Source organism: Brucella sp. H1_1004, from assembly GCF_047308065.1.
GTDB lineage: Bacteria > Pseudomonadota > Alphaproteobacteria > Rhizobiales > Rhizobiaceae > Brucella > Brucella pseudogrignonensis_B.
This window is the reverse complement of record NZ_JAYKZA010000004.1, coordinates 382,103-396,800: the sequence shown is the minus strand read 5'-3', so window position 1 is coordinate 396,800 and position 14,698 is coordinate 382,103. Positions and strand designations below refer to the sequence as shown.

Here is a 14,698-nt window from a genome sequence, read left to right as displayed (position 1 = left end):
ATTGGGGGAATGTTAGCGTGGAGGAAATTATGAAATCAGTAACGAAAAAACTGCTCGCCGGCACTGTCATTGGCGCAGCAATTGTCGCGGGCAGCGCGGGCACGCTCGTCGCACAGGAAAAGCCAGTTATCGCAACGGTCGTCAAGATCAGCGGTATTCCTTGGTTCGACCGCATGAACACCGGCGTTGAAGCCTATCAGAAGGCAAATCCTGATGTGGTTGCAACGCAGAGCGGTCCAGCAACCGCTGACGCCGCACAGCAGCTCCAGATCGTTCAGGATCTTGTTGCCAAGGGCGTAAACGCACTTGCAGTTGTTCCAATGGACCCAGCTGTTCTTGAAGGCACCTTCAAGCGCGCCATGGAACGCGGCATCGTCGTTGTAACCCATGAAGCCGACAACCAGGTCAACACCATGGCCGACGTCGAAGCCTTCGATAATGCCGATTACGGCACAGCGCTCAATGAGCGTCTGGCAGAATGCATGGGCAAGAGCGGCAAGTGGACAACCTTCGTTGGTTCGCTCGGCAGCCGCACACACATGCAGTGGGTTGGCGCAGCGGAAGAAAACGCCAAGAAGTACACTGACATGCAGCTCGTCGATCCGAACAATGAATCCTTCGACGACGCCAACGGCACCTATGAAAAGGCCAAGGAAATTCTGCGCAAACATCCTGACCTGAAGGGCTTTCAGACATCTGCCGGTAACGACGTTCTCGGCGTTGGCCGCGCTATTGATGAAGCTGGTCTGAGCGGCAAGGTCTGCCTGGTTGGCACTGGCTTGCCAAATCCTTCAGCTGATCTGCTTGAATCCGGTGCGATCACCGCGATCGGCTTCTGGGATCCACAGAAGGCTGGCATGGCGATGAATGCTGTCGCTAAGCTTTTGCTTGAAAAGAAGGAAGTTAAGGAAGGCACCGATCTTGGCGTTGAAGGCTATAACAACGTCAGCGTGAAAAAGGGTGCCGGTGAAGGCCTTCTCGTGATCGGCAACGGCATGGTGATTGCTGACAAGGCTACTTACAAGGAACACCTGTTCTAGGCTTCCCTGATTAGGCTGACCGACTATTGCCCGAAGACATCGTTCAGCTTCGAGCATTAGCGTCAAAACTCGGATGCGGCTGAATTGAAGCCGCATCCGAGTAGCGAGCCTCAACGCTAAAACTAAAAGCAATCGATCCTAAAGCTGTTTCCGTCTGCAATTTGCAAATGAGGAAACAGTGGCAAAGGAATTCAACGTGTCCACTACGACCAATAGCGCGGATCGTTTCCTCGAACTGCGCAACATTCATAAGCGGTTTGGCGGCGTTCATGCGCTGCGCGGCATCGACATGACAATCGATCTTGGTCAAGCCTATCATCTGCTGGGTGAAAATGGCTGCGGCAAGAGCACTGTCATCAAGATCATGTCCGGCGCACATGCGCCAAGCGAAGGCGAGATCATTCTCGATGGCAAAACATATGCCTCGCTGAACCCGATCCAGTCGCTGGCAGCCGGCATCGAGACCGTCTATCAGGATCTGTCGCTTATTCCCAATTTGACCGTCGCTGAAAATGTAGCGCTGAATGAGCAGCTCGTTGAAGGCAACGGCCGACTGTTCCGCAGCATCAAGCTTTCTCAGCTGCGCGAGACTGCAGAACGGGCATTGAGCACGGTTGGCCTGCCAACCGACAAAGCATTTCTGAACACAACCGTTTCCGAGCTGCCGCTTGCCATGCGCCAGCTGGTTGCTATTTCTCGCGCCATTGCAACACGCGCCAAGCTGGTCATCATGGATGAGCCAACCACCTCGCTGACCCGTCGCGAAGTGGACAATCTTATTGAAGTTGTTGAACGTTTGCGCGCTGAGCGCGTCGCAGTGCTTTTCGTGACCCACAAACTCGATGAATGCTATCGCATCGGCGGCAATGCGGTTGTCTTCCGCGATGGCCAGTGCGTGGCACAGGGCCCAATTGAAAACTACACGAAAAAGCAGCTTTCCGAGCTGATGATCGGCCGGGAAATCGACGCCGAGCGCTACCGCACGGCACAGCCAGGCGATGCCGAACTGCTTAAACTCGACGGCCTTACCGCATCGGGCTTCAAGGACATAGGTTTTCGCTTACGAAAAGGCGAAATCCTCGGCATCACCGGCCTTGCAGATTCCGGTCGCAATGAGCTCGCGATGGCGATCACCGGCGTTGTGCCTGCGCATTCCGGTTCAATCCGCCTCGAAGGAAATGTAACCGAGGTCAAAAGCCCTGCGGAAGCCATTGAGCGCGGCATAGGCTATGTGCCGGAAGACCGGCTTGCAGAAGGCCTTTTCCTCGACAAGTCGATCTTCCAAAACGAGATCGCACTGATCTTTAGAAAGCTCTGCAACAGCCTTGGCATCGTCGACCAGAAACAGGGCCGCAACATCGCCGCCTCGCTGATGAAAGAGATGCGGTTGAACACAACCAATCTGGACCTGCCTGTTGGTGCGCTTTCGGGCGGCAATCAGCAGCGCGTGCTGATCGGTCGCTGGCTCAGCATCGGGCCAAAACTTCTGGTGCTGCACGGCCCGACCGTCGGCGTCGATGTGGGATCAAAAGATACGATTTACCGCGCAATTCAGGCGTTGGCCGAAGCTGGCATGGGCCTCATCATCGTCAGCGATGATCTGCCTGAGCTTCTGCAGAATGCCGACCGCATTCTTGTTATGAACTCAGGGAGCATCGTCGCAGAACTGGATGCTGCACAGGCCACCGAAGATCAGCTCTATCAAGCCATGATGTCGTCGCAGAAGGAAGTTGCCTAATGAGTGCGTCGCAATATCAACAGGACCTGGCTCAAGCCCAATCCTTCAAGGTGGGTGACTTCATTCGCAGGCGCCCCGAATCGATCACTTTCTTCTTGCTCGTTGCAATCTGCACGATTGTCTCGATCATCAACCCTGCATTCTTGCAAGCCTCGACACTGATCGATATTGGCCGTGCCAGTGTGGTGATGGGCCTGTTTGCGCTTGGCGTCTTCATCATTCTCGCCGCAGGCGGCATTGATGTTTCCTTTACGGCAATTGCCGCCACGACAGTCTATTCGCTGACGCTTCTGGTGCAGTCCTATATGCCGGAACTGCCGATCATCTTCATCATTCTGATGGCGATTGCTGGCGGTATTTTCCTTGGTGTTCTCAACGGTCTGCTGGTGCATTACCTCAATGTGCCGTCATTGATCGTCACCATCGGCACGCAGTATCTCTTCCGCGGCTTCCTGCTGGCTTTTGTCGGCACGGTCTGGATTATGTCGCTGCCGCCGACAATGGGTGCTTTCGGCCGCCTTCCGCTGTTCCAGTTTGAATCGGCAACCGGTGCAACCATCACCATGCCATTCTATTTTCTGGTGCTGCCTGCGGCTGCAATCCTGACCTGGTGGATATTGAACCGCACTTTGATGGGCCGCGCGATTTTTGCGATGGGTGGCAACAGCCAGATCGCAAGCCGCCTCGGCTATAATCTGCGCACCATCCATATCTTCCTGTTCGGCTATGCAGGAGGTCTGGCCGGCCTTGCAGGAATCATCCATGTCTGCGCCAATCGCCAGTCGAGCCCGTTCGACTTCGTCGGCACCGAAATCGCCGTCATTGCCGCTGTGGTTCTCGGTGGTGCACGCATCACCGGCGGCACCGGCACTGTCTTCGGCACTATCCTCGGCGTCCTGCTCATCACCGTCATCAACAGTGTTCTGGTGCTCGTCGGTATCCCCAGCACATGGCAGCGGCTTGTCGTCGGCTGCTTCATCCTGCTGGCCGCTGCCTTCTTCGTCACCCGTCAACGCAAGAAATAACCCGATACTCTCAAGAGGCAATCATGAAGAAGTTTCTGAACGATCCCGTCAATTTTGTGGATGAGATGCTCGAAGGCATCTATCGGGCACATCCCGAGCTTACCTTTGTCGATAATGACAAACGTTGCATGGTCACAGCCAATATCAAATCCGGCAAGGTCGGCATTGCGACGGGCGGCGGCTCCGGCCACCTGCCGCTGTTCCTCGGCTATATCGGTGAAGGCATGATCGATGGCGCAGCTGTCGGCGGGGTCTTCCAGTCACCAAGCTCGGAGCAGATGTATCAGGTCACAAAGGCCATCGATCAGGGCGCTGGGGTGCTCTACATCTATGGTAACTATAGCGGTGACATCATCAATTTCGATATGGCTGCGGAACTTGCCGATCTCGATGGCATCGCCGTCAAGCAGGTTGTCGGCAATGATGATGTGGCGTCGTCGATTGTCGGTGAAGAACACAAGCGTCGTGGCGTCGCCGGTATCTTCTTTGTCTACAAGGCAGCCGGTGCAGCTGCAGCCAACGGTCTGTCGCTTGATGAAGTGACACGTCTTGCCGACAAGGCACGTTTGCGCACCCGCACCATGGGCGTTGCACTTTCGAGCTGCGTTGTGCCGGAAATCGGTCACGCCACCTTCTCCATCGGCGAGGATGAAATGGAAATCGGCATGGGCATCCATGGCGAACCGGGCATTAGCCGCAAGAAGCTTGCCAGCGCAGATGCAGTCATTGATGAGCTGATGGAACGTATTTTCGCCGAGCAGGCCTATGCCAAGGGCGATGAAGTGGCCGTACTGGTCAATGGTCTTGGCGGCACGCCGCTTGAAGAGCTTTACATCATGTTCCGCCGGGTTTCCCAGCTGTTTGATGAGCGTGGTATCAAGGTCAAACATGTCTGGATCGGCGAGTTTGCAACGTCCATGGAAATGGCTGGCGCGTCAGTTTCCGTGCTGCATCTTGATGAAGAACTGGAGCCACTGGTTGCTGCTTCCGCAAACACCCCATTCTTCAAGCATTTTGCGGGTTGAGGTCAGATTATGAACGTCATTACAGCATCTGATCTGATCAACCTTTTCGACAGCTGGAAGCAGCTTTTTGCAGAACAGCGCGAATTCCTTATCGCGCTGGACGGCAAGGTTGGCGATAGCGATCTTGGCATCACCATGAGCAAAGCTTTTGCGAGCGCCGCAGAAGCTGTCCATGCAGAAGGTGAAGCCGCGGGAATTTCGAAGCTTTTGCGCACGGCTGGCACCACTATGGCACGCGTTGCGCCTTCGACAATGGGAACGCTGACCGCAACCGGCTTCCTGCGGGCAAGCAAGGCCTGTGACGGTATCGACGAATTGGGCACCGCAGAGATTGCGGCATTCTGGCGTGCTTATCGTGATGGTATTGCAGAGCGCGGCAAGGCAAAGGTTGGCGATAAGACACTTCTAGATGTGCTGGATCCAGTCGCTATAACGCTTGAAGCGCAAGCTGCAGCGGGTGCCTCACTTTCAGATGCGCTTGCCGCCGCCGCCAAAGCTGCCGAAAAAGCGCTTGAAGCAACCAAAACTATGATCGCCCAGCACGGTAAAGCCGCAGCTTTCCAAGAAAAGACCATCGGTCTTCAAGATGCTGGCGCGACAGTGGGCATGCTGCTCATTACGAGACTCACGGCTTTCACAGCTGAGCGCGCTTCGGATTAATTGCAAACGGTATTGCCAAGTTCAAACAACTTGGCAATAACCTGACAGATGCTCTCTCCAAATACATCAATGGATTTTACAACAGAAGTGGTTCGGTTTGTCTGAACAGTTTCGGGCGTTTTGCTAAGTGGATTACCGCCTCGATTATGCTGCCACGATCATTGGTGTCAGCGCGTTGAAGTAAACCTGATCCGGTGTCTGTCGGTCAAGCGATGAATGTGGCCGTCGGCTGTTGTAGAAATTTAGATATCTGCCGATGCCAGTGCGGGCCTCGGACACGGTTTTGTAGGCGTGAAGATAAACCTCTTCGTATTTGATTGATCGCCAGAGCCGCTCGACAAAGACATTGTCTCGCCACGAACCCTTGCCATCCATCGAGATGGCGATCTCTGCCTTTTTCAGCAAGTTAGTGAAGTCGATGGACGTGAACTGTGATCCTTGATCCGTGTTGAATATTTCAGGCTTTCCATAGCTGACCAGAGCTTCCTCAACCGCTTCGATGCAGAAGTCCGCCTCCATTGTGATCGACAGTCGCCATGACAGAACCCGGCGGCTGAACCAGTCGACGACAGCGCACAGATAGACAGAGCCACGTGCCATCGGAATATACGTTATGTCCATTGCCCACACCTGATTGGGTCTGGTGACCGCCAGCTTGCGCAGGGGTGTTGTCACGTTAACTGGACTGCAGTTGCCTGCCTGACGGTTTGGGCATAAATTTTGACGATGCAGCCATCAGATATCATCTTCAAGCGTCACCGTTTTCCGCCACAGATTATTGCTCATGCGGTGTGGCTTTATCTGCGGTTCAACCTTAGTCTGCGTGAAGTTGAGGAAATGCTGCTTGAGCGTGGTATCGACGTATCATACGAGACAGTTCGTCGTTGGATCGCCAAGTTCGGAGCCCAGATCACGCGCAACTTGCGGCGTCGTCAGGCGCGCCCTGGCGATATTTGGTATTTGGACGAAGTGGTCGTCCAATGCTCTGGAAAGAAATTCTGGCTCTGGCGTGCGGTGGATCAAAACGGCATCGTTCTCGAACAAATCTTGCAGAAGCGGCGAGATAAAGGGGCAGCAAAGCGAATGCTCGTGGCGTTAATGAAGCGCTATGGCTTCGCTCCCAAACGGATCATCACTGATAAGCTCCGCTCGTACAGTGCAGCAAAAGCAGTAGTGGCACCCGGCCTTGAGCATTGGTCGCACAAGGGCCTCAATAATCGAGCCGAGAATAGCCATCTGCCGTTTAGGAAACGGGAGCGAACCATGCAAGGCCACCGATCACCGGGAGCGTTGCAACGGTTCGTTTCCATGCACTCAGCTACCCGCAATTGTTTCTCTGTTCCATCTCGTCGCCGAGCCGCACAAACAATTTGCTACCATCGCCTCGAAGCTTTCGATGCATGGAAAATTGCGGCCTGTGTCGCCTGAATATCTACGAACCCCTGGCCTTTCCGGCAAGAGAAACTTAACGTGACAACACCCGGCCAGGTGCTCATACAGCTTCAGCGCGTATTCTTCCTTTGAATAAATGAAGCGACAGATCGTTTCTGCGAATAGACGTATCGCGCTCAAGCCATGGCTAACCAGTCTCCCGCAGATCTGTTCCGGCGACCAATTTGCTTCCAATTGTTAAGTGACAAACTTGCGCAGCTCTAGGTACCGTCTGATCTTGCGCAACCGTGTTCTGCGGTACTTGCTGATGTTGTCGGCAACAACGCTATGATAGCCATTATAATCTGGAATCTCGGTGTCCGGAAGCTGTTGTACTTGATCTCGCGATAGATCGTCGAGCGGTGGCTACCCATCAGTCGCGCAATATCGCCAAGAGGGACTTTGAGCGCGGTTCTGTCGCAAACTTTTCGTATCTGATGATCCGTGCAAGGGATTGTACCGATTTCAGATCGAAGCGAGGCATTAATCATGGTCGATTTCAAGGGGACGCATTCCCCAAAAGTGTGATCATGTATGCCGTATTCTTTTACGTTCGTTACCCGGTTTCCTATCGTGATCTTCAAGAAATAATGGCTGAACCCCGCGTAGAGATCGACCATGCAACATTAAACCGGTGGGTGGTTAAATTCTCGCCGCAGGTTGCTGCTCGCGCGCAAAGATGTAAACGACCAACACTTGGCTTATGGCGTGTTGATAAGACCTATATTAAGGTCGAAGGGACATGGATGTATCTGTATCGAGCAGTTGATCGAGACGGACAAACCCTTGACTTCATGCTGTCTGAGCGCCGAAATCTCGACGCTGCATGGCGGTTCTTTAGGCAAGCCATCGCAAGCAATGGTATTCCAAACGACATTGTTATTGATAAAAGCGGGGCTAATTTGGCTGGTGCGCTGGCTATAAACAATATCATGAAAATCACAGGTGCGGATAGGCTGATTGAAATCCTGAATGTCAAATACCTTAACAATATTCTCGAGCAGGATCATCGCTTCATCAAGCGATCACCAAACATAATATGTTAGGCTTCAAAACCCTTCATTCAGCTTCTGCTAACATTGCTGGGATCGAAGTAGCACATATGGTCCGTAAGAACCAATTCGCAAACGACAATTGTTCGCCATTCGTGTTGTTCGCGGAGAACGCTGCATAATCAGGTCCAGCGATAAGCTTGTTCTTATCCTACTGAAAAATTTGCGACATAACCCTATAGCGCCGTCAAAATATGGCTACCTCACTTTGTCAACATGACCTAGCTTCTGACCAGATGCAATAGTGAAGACAGCGACCATATTACTGACTTCACGCAATACATAATGCAAATAGTTCTGATTAGTTAACAAAATAATCGAAACTCATAATACTTAATATTACGATTTTATTTCATAAAAAATAAAAATTAGCGGCGGACCTTTGGCTCGCCGCTTTTATACAATTTCATGCTTTTCGGGTTATGCGTTAAATTCCATTCGGTGCAAGATACGTACGTAGGAAGCTACGAGTGCGATCATTTTGAGGATTGGTAAACAATTCTTTCGGCTTGCCTTCTTCCACCACAACGCCGCCATCCATGAACAGAATCTTATCTGCCACTTCTCCTGCAAAGCGCATTTCATGGGTCACGATCAACATCGTCATATGCTCAGCCGCAAGCTGTTTCATGACGAGATTGACCTCGTCGACCAGCTCCGGATCAAGAGCGGACGTCGCCTCATCAAAAAGCATAACTTTCGGCTGCATCGCCAATGCGCGCGCAATGGCGACACGCTGTTTCTGCCCACCCGAAAGACGCGATGGATAGACATCGGCTTTGCTTGATAGTCCGACTTTAGACAGCAAATCCGACGCCAGTTCCCGTGCCTGACTTTTTGACATGCCTTTGAGCTTTATTGGCCCCAGCGTAATATTCTCCATCACCGTCATATGCGGAAAGAGATTAAAGTGCTGAAATACCATGCCCATCTGCTGACGAACAGAGTTGATATGCTTTTCGAAAGCTTTGCCAGTCAGCGGCTGATTGACCTGTACGCCATCAAGCCAGACTTCGCCACCGTTCAGCGTTTCAAGATGGTTGATGGAGCGCAACAACGTGCTTTTACCCGAGCCGCTTGGCCCAATAATCGCAATAATCTGTCCGCGTGAGACGGAGAGATCGATATTCTTGAGCACTTCAAGTGCACCATAGGCTTTGCGGGCACCTTTAACTTCCACCATTGGGTTCAGAGCGCTCATCGCGTAACCTCCACTTTTCTTTCGATGCGCCGCAAGCCAGCTTCCATAACGAGATTGGCAGCATAATAAAGTACGGCGGCAGTCAGATAAAATTCAAACGGGCTGTATGTCTCACTGATCGCGATCTGCGCGCTGTGCACGAGTTCCGCAATCCCGATAATCGAAACAAGTGATGTGTCTTTCAGCAAAACGATCATATTGTTGCCGATTGGCGGAATGGTATTGCGGATGGCCTGCGGGATTATGATGTAGCGCAGGGACTGGCCACGACTAAGCCCAATTGAACGAGCGCCCTCCGTCTGCCCCGGATCAACCGTAACAATACCAGCCCGAAACACATCGGCATTATAAACCGCAAAATGCAGGCTAAGAGCAATGATCCCGGCAAAGAGCGCTGGAATATCGACGCCAACCTGAACAAGCCCGTAATAGATAAGATAAAGCTGCAGCAGCAGCGGCGTTCCCATGAAAAGCCACATGAAGAAGCGGATCGGATAGGCCAGAATTTTCGGTGCATATAGCACGACAAGCGCGAAAAAGATGCCAAAGACAAAACTGAGAACGCTGGATGACACGGCGAGAACAAGCGTCCACCACAATCCGGCGAGAAGCAGCTCAGCATAGGGAGGAACGATAGTGAAGTCGAGAGCTGGCATTTAATCCTCCCTCAACGTGGCGCAAAACGTTTGTCGAGAAGATCGACAATCATAACGACGACGTAGACGATGAGCATGTAGAGAACGGCAGTAACCGCAAATATCTCAAAGGGTTTATATGTGGAGCTGATGAAGCGCTGCGCCGTATAGGTGAGTTCCACGACCGAGATTGTCGAAACCAGAGCCGAACCTTTAACAAGTGCTACGGCATTGACGCCCAGCGGACGGATCATCAGGCGCGCCGCCTGCGGCAGAACAATCAGCCGAAGCGTGCGTTCGCGATCAAAGCCTATAGAGCGGGCGGCTTCTGTCTGCCCTTTATCAACGCTTGAAATTGCACCGCGAATGGATTCAGCCATGTAGGCTGCAATGTTCAAACCGAGACCAATGACGCCAGCTGCGTATGGCTCAAGTTCCAGACCGATCTGTGGTCCACCAAAATAAAGGACGAACAACTGAACCAGGCAGGGGGTGCCACGAAAAATGCTGACATAGGCACCGGCCAAAGAACGAAAAACGATATTATTTGACAGGCGACCAGCCACCAAAAGACCGGCAATCAAAAAGCCCAGCAAAAGAGCGAGTACAGAAATCTGCACCGTGACCCACGCAGCCTCCAGAAAAAACGGGAGGACGCGCTGCATTAACGCTAGATCCATAAAACCACTCCGAAAACTCATATAAACCGGCCCATTTTACCGTTTATGATAAAATGGGCCGGGCTGGAAAACCTGTTAGCGAATGTCGCTACCGATCCATTCCATCGAGATTTTTTCGTAAGTGCCGTCAGCAAGCATATCGTCCAATGCCTTCTGCATAGCGGCTTTCAGTTCTGGATTGTTCTTGCGAATAGCAATGCCGAGCGCTTCACGTGCGCCATCAATATTCGGAGTTTCGAGAATGCGGACCTTCTGGCCGGTTTCCTTAACGGCAATCATTACCGGAATGCTGTCCATAACCAGCGCATCAAGACGACCTGCATCAAGGTCGATCAGCATTTCTGGCAGACCCTTATAGGTGCGAACTGTCAGGTCGCCCTGAGCTTTCGCCCATTTTTCATGAGCATCGCCCATCGTCACGCCAACGGTCTTGCCGTTCAGCTCTTCGAGTTTCTGAACAGGCGAGCTTTCCTTGACAACGACTGTACGTCCAGCGTGGTAATATGGGCCGACGAAATCAACAGCCTTTTCGCGCTCTGGCGTAATGGTCATCGAGGCGACAACGGCATCATATTTCTTCGCCAGCAGACCAGCAATAATACCGTCAAAAGGGGTTGTAACGATTTCTGGTTTTACGCCCAGACGGTCGGCAATTGCAGAACCAATTGCGACGTCAAAGCCAACAACTTCGTTCTGTTCATTGGTGAAGCTGAACGGAGGATATTGACCGCTCATCGCAATGCGCATTTTGCCAGCGTCTTTGAGCTTGGCAAGTTCATCTGCCTGCACCGGGGCAATCGAGAACGTTGCAGCAATTGCTACAGCTGCGACAGCAATCAGGCTCTTAATCCTGGAATTCATGATTTTTGGTTTCCTCTGGATTTGTCTTTTTGTTTTAGGGCTATGGTTCACCATCAACCTTCATTACGGAGCTTGGCACAGGCTTTGTTTTCAAGCATCCAGCAATATGTCTGCAAGCCCGACACATTGCCGGAATTGACCGGCATATTGTCGGCACTCTTGCCGCTAAATTTTTGCACCCAAACTCAAACACAAAAAGGTCGCACCCTTATCCCTTACGGATAAAAAGATGCGACCTTCAAAATAGCGAGTGAGCTATTTATTATTTCAGAGCGGCTGCAAAGCTATCGCTTAATACGCTCAAGAGATGATCTGCATTGGCACGACTGAACACCATCGATGGGCGCATTTTCAGCACGTTATCATGCGGGCCTTCAGTACCCATCAAGATACCGCGCGCTCTTGCGCCATCATTGATTGCACGCGCCAAAGCAGTTGCGGGCGCTTTGGTTTTACGATCTGTTACCAGCTCAATACCGAGGAACAGACCGCTACCGCGAACATCACCGATAATATCGAAGCGCTTCTGCATCGCCCGGAAACCATCAAGCAGATAGTTGCCGACATTAAGCGCATTTTCGCGCAGCTTATCGCGTTCGATCACGTCAAGAACAGCGAGACCAGCAGCACAGGAAACCGGATTACCGCCAAATGTGTTGAAGTACTCCATGCCATTGTTGAAGCTGTCAGCGATCTCACGCGTGGTGACAACTGCCGACATTGGATGCCCATTACCGATAGGCTTGCCCATGGTGACGATATCCGGCACCACATCCTGCAATTCAAATGCCCACCAATGGCTGCCCACGCGGCCAAAACCGACCTGCACTTCATCCGCGATACAGACGCCACCAGCAGCGCGAACCATCGCATAAACTTCCTTGAGGTAGCCTTCAGGCAGGAACACCTGACCAGCGACACTCGGAATGGATTCAGCTAGGAAGAAGGCCGGACTACATCCTTCTTTGCGCATGGATTCAATATGCTCCGCGATATTGGCTGCAAAGCGCTTTGCATGTTCCTCGACGGGCCAGTCTTCCGGAGCGTGATAGCTGTCAGGAATTGTGCCTTCATAAACATGAGCAGGACGGCCCTTACCGGCCTTACGCTTATATTTATAAGGACTGAGATCAATCAACTCCTGTGTGGTGCCGTGATAGGCCCAGTCGAGAACAATTGCTTCATTGCGATTGGTATGGTTGCGCGCCATACGCAGCGCCAGACTGTTTGCTTCGCTGCCTGAACAGGCAAAAGAGGCAACCGTCAGACCTTCCGGCAATGTGGCTGTCAAACGCTCAGCATAGTTGACAATATTATCGTGCAGATAGCGGGTGTTGGTGTTGAGCAACGCCGCCTGGCGCGCAATGGCTTCCACCACTTCAGGATGCGCATGGCCGATATGACAAACATTGTTGAAGCAATCGAGATAGGCACGGCCTGTATTATCGATCAGCCAGGCGCCCTCACCACGTACGAATTTGATCGGTTCAGAATAAGAGATTGAAAGGTTTGGCAGCAAAATCTGCTTACGCTTTTCGATAATCTCTGCGCGTGTGTAACCATCCTGATGGAAGGTTTCGGGCGGAATACCGGCCAGTTCTGCGACATCCGGGAAAAGATCAGCCCAGACATCCAGATAGGCCGTTTCGCCCACACCCAGAACTTCAGTCGCAGTCAAATTGAGATCGGTGGTCATGCCTAAATGCAGATGCGGGGTCCATCCACCATTCTCATGAATATCACCCATATAGCCAACCAGATCACCAGCTTTGAGCTTCTGCCCAGCCTTCAGACGGCCCAAGGCCTCCTGCGCCATATGCCCCCACAGGGTCACGAATGGCGGACAACCTGCCGGGCTGTGCAAGAGCGTAACCAGACCGCCATAGCCGAGCGGCTCGCGTTCGACTTCAACGCTTTTAACCGTTGCATCAAGTGGCGTGTAAAGCGGCGTTCCAGCAGGCATAAACAAGTCAACGCCGAGGTGGTGGATACGACGCAGACCATCAATAAAGCGCGATTCAAAGGCCGTATCCGTATAAACGGTGCGCTTTTCGCCCCATGACCCAATACCGAGCTCGATATTGTTTTCGGCGCAGAAATTATCCCACCACTCTGTTGCTTCTTTTGCACGCTGCTCAGCAGATGCGACCGTCATAAAGTGCGTTTCATCGCCATAAGGCACAATTGCCTTGGTCATGGTAGCCGGTGCGGGCTGCACGATTGGCGCAAAGCTTTTGTGGTTGTCGGAAATCCATTTGCGAATTGCGCCAGCGCCGGAAATCGCATCAAAACTACAGGCTTTACGCAGAATAGCGGTCGCAAAGCGTGGATTCATCGCATCCATCTTTGCCAGCAAATTCCATGCCGGAGCTTCGCTGATAGCGAGATAGGGATTGTCTTCTGTCTGATCGCGGCGTGATGCCGAGAATGTAACGCTGGTGACAAGCCGCATCGCGATGAGGTCAAACAGAAGATCGACTTCTTCTTCTTTCAGCGGATATTTTTCATGGAAGCCTGATGCGAGAGCTGCGGCGGCACCAATCGGATCTTCCGTATCAAGTGCTGCATAAGCACAGGCAATCGCAACTTCTGCAATCAGCACCGTATGAACGGCATCGCCGAAATCGATCAGTCCGGCGATCTTCTCATTGTCGTTCTTATCGACCAGAATATTCCAGTCATTCGCGTCATTATGAATGACCTGCGCGCGCAGACCTGCAAGCTTAGGCGCAACCAGTGTTTCAAAGCGAGTGATAAAACGCTCAAGCAATGCCCTTTTGTCTGCGTCACCGACAAAGTGCAGGCGCGTGCGTGCGCGTCCTGCATGTCGCAGATCCCAGTCAAGTTCACGGACAGCACCGGGATGAATGAAGCCTTGAAGCGCATGATCCAGTTCACCCAGCGAGCGGCCCAGATTGCGCATCAGTTCAAAGGTGCGCGTGACTTGCGCCATTGGAGTGCCAGGAAGCCAGCCAACCAGCCGCACGGCATGGTTTTCGCCATCGGCAGCCGTGACAGATGCAAGCATTTCACCGGAAAGACTTGGTTTGAGATAAGGTACAGCCAGTTTGGAGTTACCATTTGCGAGATGACGGAAAAGCGCAGTCTGAAACTCGCTTTCGACCTTTGGTTCACTGGCATTGACGATTTTCAAGATCCAGCCTGCATCGCTCTCGGTTTTCAGCCGATAATTGCAGTCCCGTTCGCTATCAAGCGCGGATGCGCTTCCCGTGACTCCGAATACGTCTTTGGCGAGCTTTTCAGCATCGATTGGCGAGAACTGGGGCGCGGGATGAGTGAGATCGGTCATAAACAGTTTTCCGGGTTAGATTTGTTGTCGGCAACTTGGC

Annotated in this window: 13 protein-coding genes and 2 pseudogenes; 7 read left to right on the top strand and 8 right to left on the bottom strand. The window is 52.4% G+C overall.

The genetic code is table 11. From position 1 onward, the window contains the following. The first annotated feature begins 29 nt into the window (after positions 1–29). From U2P60_RS20685 to U2P60_RS20665, 5 genes are all read left to right on the top strand, one after another. The gene (locus U2P60_RS20685) at positions 30–1,040 is read left to right on the top strand and encodes a substrate-binding domain-containing protein (RefSeq protein ID WP_413574266.1); all 1,011 of its coding nucleotides are present in this window, start codon (positions 30–32) and stop codon (positions 1,038–1,040) included. Positions 1,041–1,236: 196 nt separating this feature from the next. Further along, positions 1,237–2,778, top strand: a complete 1,542-nt coding sequence (locus U2P60_RS20680; protein WP_413574265.1) for a sugar ABC transporter ATP-binding protein — start codon at positions 1,237–1,239, stop codon at positions 2,776–2,778. Further along, positions 2,778–3,803: an ABC transporter permease gene (locus U2P60_RS20675; RefSeq protein ID WP_413574264.1), complete on the top strand. Its 1,026-nt coding sequence runs from the start codon at positions 2,778–2,780 to the stop codon at positions 3,801–3,803. The genes U2P60_RS20680 and U2P60_RS20675 overlap by 1 nt, the downstream gene beginning before the upstream one ends. A 23-nt stretch (positions 3,804–3,826) precedes the next feature. Continuing rightward, a complete protein-coding gene (locus U2P60_RS20670; RefSeq protein ID WP_413574263.1) occupies positions 3,827–4,828 on the top strand; it encodes a dihydroxyacetone kinase subunit DhaK in 1,002 nt (333 codons plus the stop codon). Positions 4,829–4,837: 9 nt separating this feature from the next. After that, positions 4,838–5,488 carry a dihydroxyacetone kinase family protein gene (locus tag U2P60_RS20665; RefSeq protein WP_413574262.1) on the top strand — a complete coding sequence of 217 codons (651 nt, stop codon included), beginning with the start codon at positions 4,838–4,840 and terminating at the stop codon, positions 5,486–5,488. A gap of 144 nt (positions 5,489–5,632) precedes the next feature. Here U2P60_RS20665 and U2P60_RS20660 read toward each other — a convergent pair whose 3' ends face one another. Next, complete coding sequence (locus U2P60_RS20660) at positions 5,633–6,220, bottom strand: IS3 family transposase (protein ID WP_413574358.1); 588 nt, start codon at positions 6,218–6,220, stop codon at positions 5,633–5,635. On the opposite strand from U2P60_RS20660, the gene U2P60_RS20655 reads away from it, so the two are divergent. Then, a complete protein-coding gene (locus tag U2P60_RS20655) occupies positions 6,215–6,916 on the top strand; it encodes an IS6 family transposase (protein ID WP_413574261.1) in 702 nt (233 codons plus the stop codon). The genes U2P60_RS20660 and U2P60_RS20655 overlap by 6 nt on opposite strands. Before the next feature lie 57 nt (positions 6,917–6,973). Here the strand turns inward: U2P60_RS20655 and U2P60_RS20650 are convergent. Then, a pseudogene (locus U2P60_RS20650) lies at positions 6,974–7,383 on the bottom strand (IS30 family transposase); the annotation flags it as partial. Positions 7,384–7,408: 25 nt separating this feature from the next. Here U2P60_RS20650 and U2P60_RS20645 point away from each other — a divergent pair. Next, positions 7,409–8,093, top strand: a pseudogene (locus U2P60_RS20645) (IS6 family transposase). Between the two features lie 305 nt (positions 8,094–8,398). Here U2P60_RS20645 and U2P60_RS20640 read toward each other — a convergent pair. The 6 genes from U2P60_RS20640 to U2P60_RS20615 form a co-directional block, all read right to left on the bottom strand. Beyond that, the gene (locus U2P60_RS20640; RefSeq protein WP_413574260.1) at positions 8,399–9,172 is read right to left on the bottom strand and encodes an amino acid ABC transporter ATP-binding protein; all 774 of its coding nucleotides are present in this window, start codon (positions 9,170–9,172) and stop codon (positions 8,399–8,401) included. Beyond that, positions 9,169–9,828 carry an amino acid ABC transporter permease gene (locus U2P60_RS20635; protein ID WP_413574259.1) on the bottom strand — a complete coding sequence of 220 codons (660 nt, stop codon included), beginning with the start codon at positions 9,826–9,828 and terminating at the stop codon, positions 9,169–9,171. Before U2P60_RS20635 ends, U2P60_RS20640 begins: the two co-directional genes overlap by 4 nt. Before the next feature lie 11 nt (positions 9,829–9,839). Next, entirely contained in the window at positions 9,840–10,487 is a 648-nt protein-coding gene (locus U2P60_RS20630) for an amino acid ABC transporter permease (RefSeq protein WP_413574258.1), read from the bottom strand. A 75-nt stretch (positions 10,488–10,562) separates the two neighbouring features. Continuing rightward, positions 10,563–11,348: an ABC transporter substrate-binding protein gene (locus U2P60_RS20625; RefSeq protein WP_413574257.1), complete on the bottom strand. Its 786-nt coding sequence runs from the start codon at positions 11,346–11,348 to the stop codon at positions 10,563–10,565. A 53-nt stretch (positions 11,349–11,401) separates the two neighbouring features. Beyond that, on the bottom strand, positions 11,402–11,527 hold the full coding sequence (locus U2P60_RS20620; protein ID WP_413574256.1) for a hypothetical protein: 126 nt from the start codon (positions 11,525–11,527) through the stop codon (positions 11,402–11,404). 83 nt (positions 11,528–11,610) lie between these two features. Then, complete coding sequence (locus U2P60_RS20615) at positions 11,611–14,658, bottom strand: aminotransferase class III-fold pyridoxal phosphate-dependent enzyme (RefSeq protein WP_413574255.1); 3,048 nt, start codon at positions 14,656–14,658, stop codon at positions 11,611–11,613. Positions 14,659–14,698 lie beyond the last annotated feature (40 nt).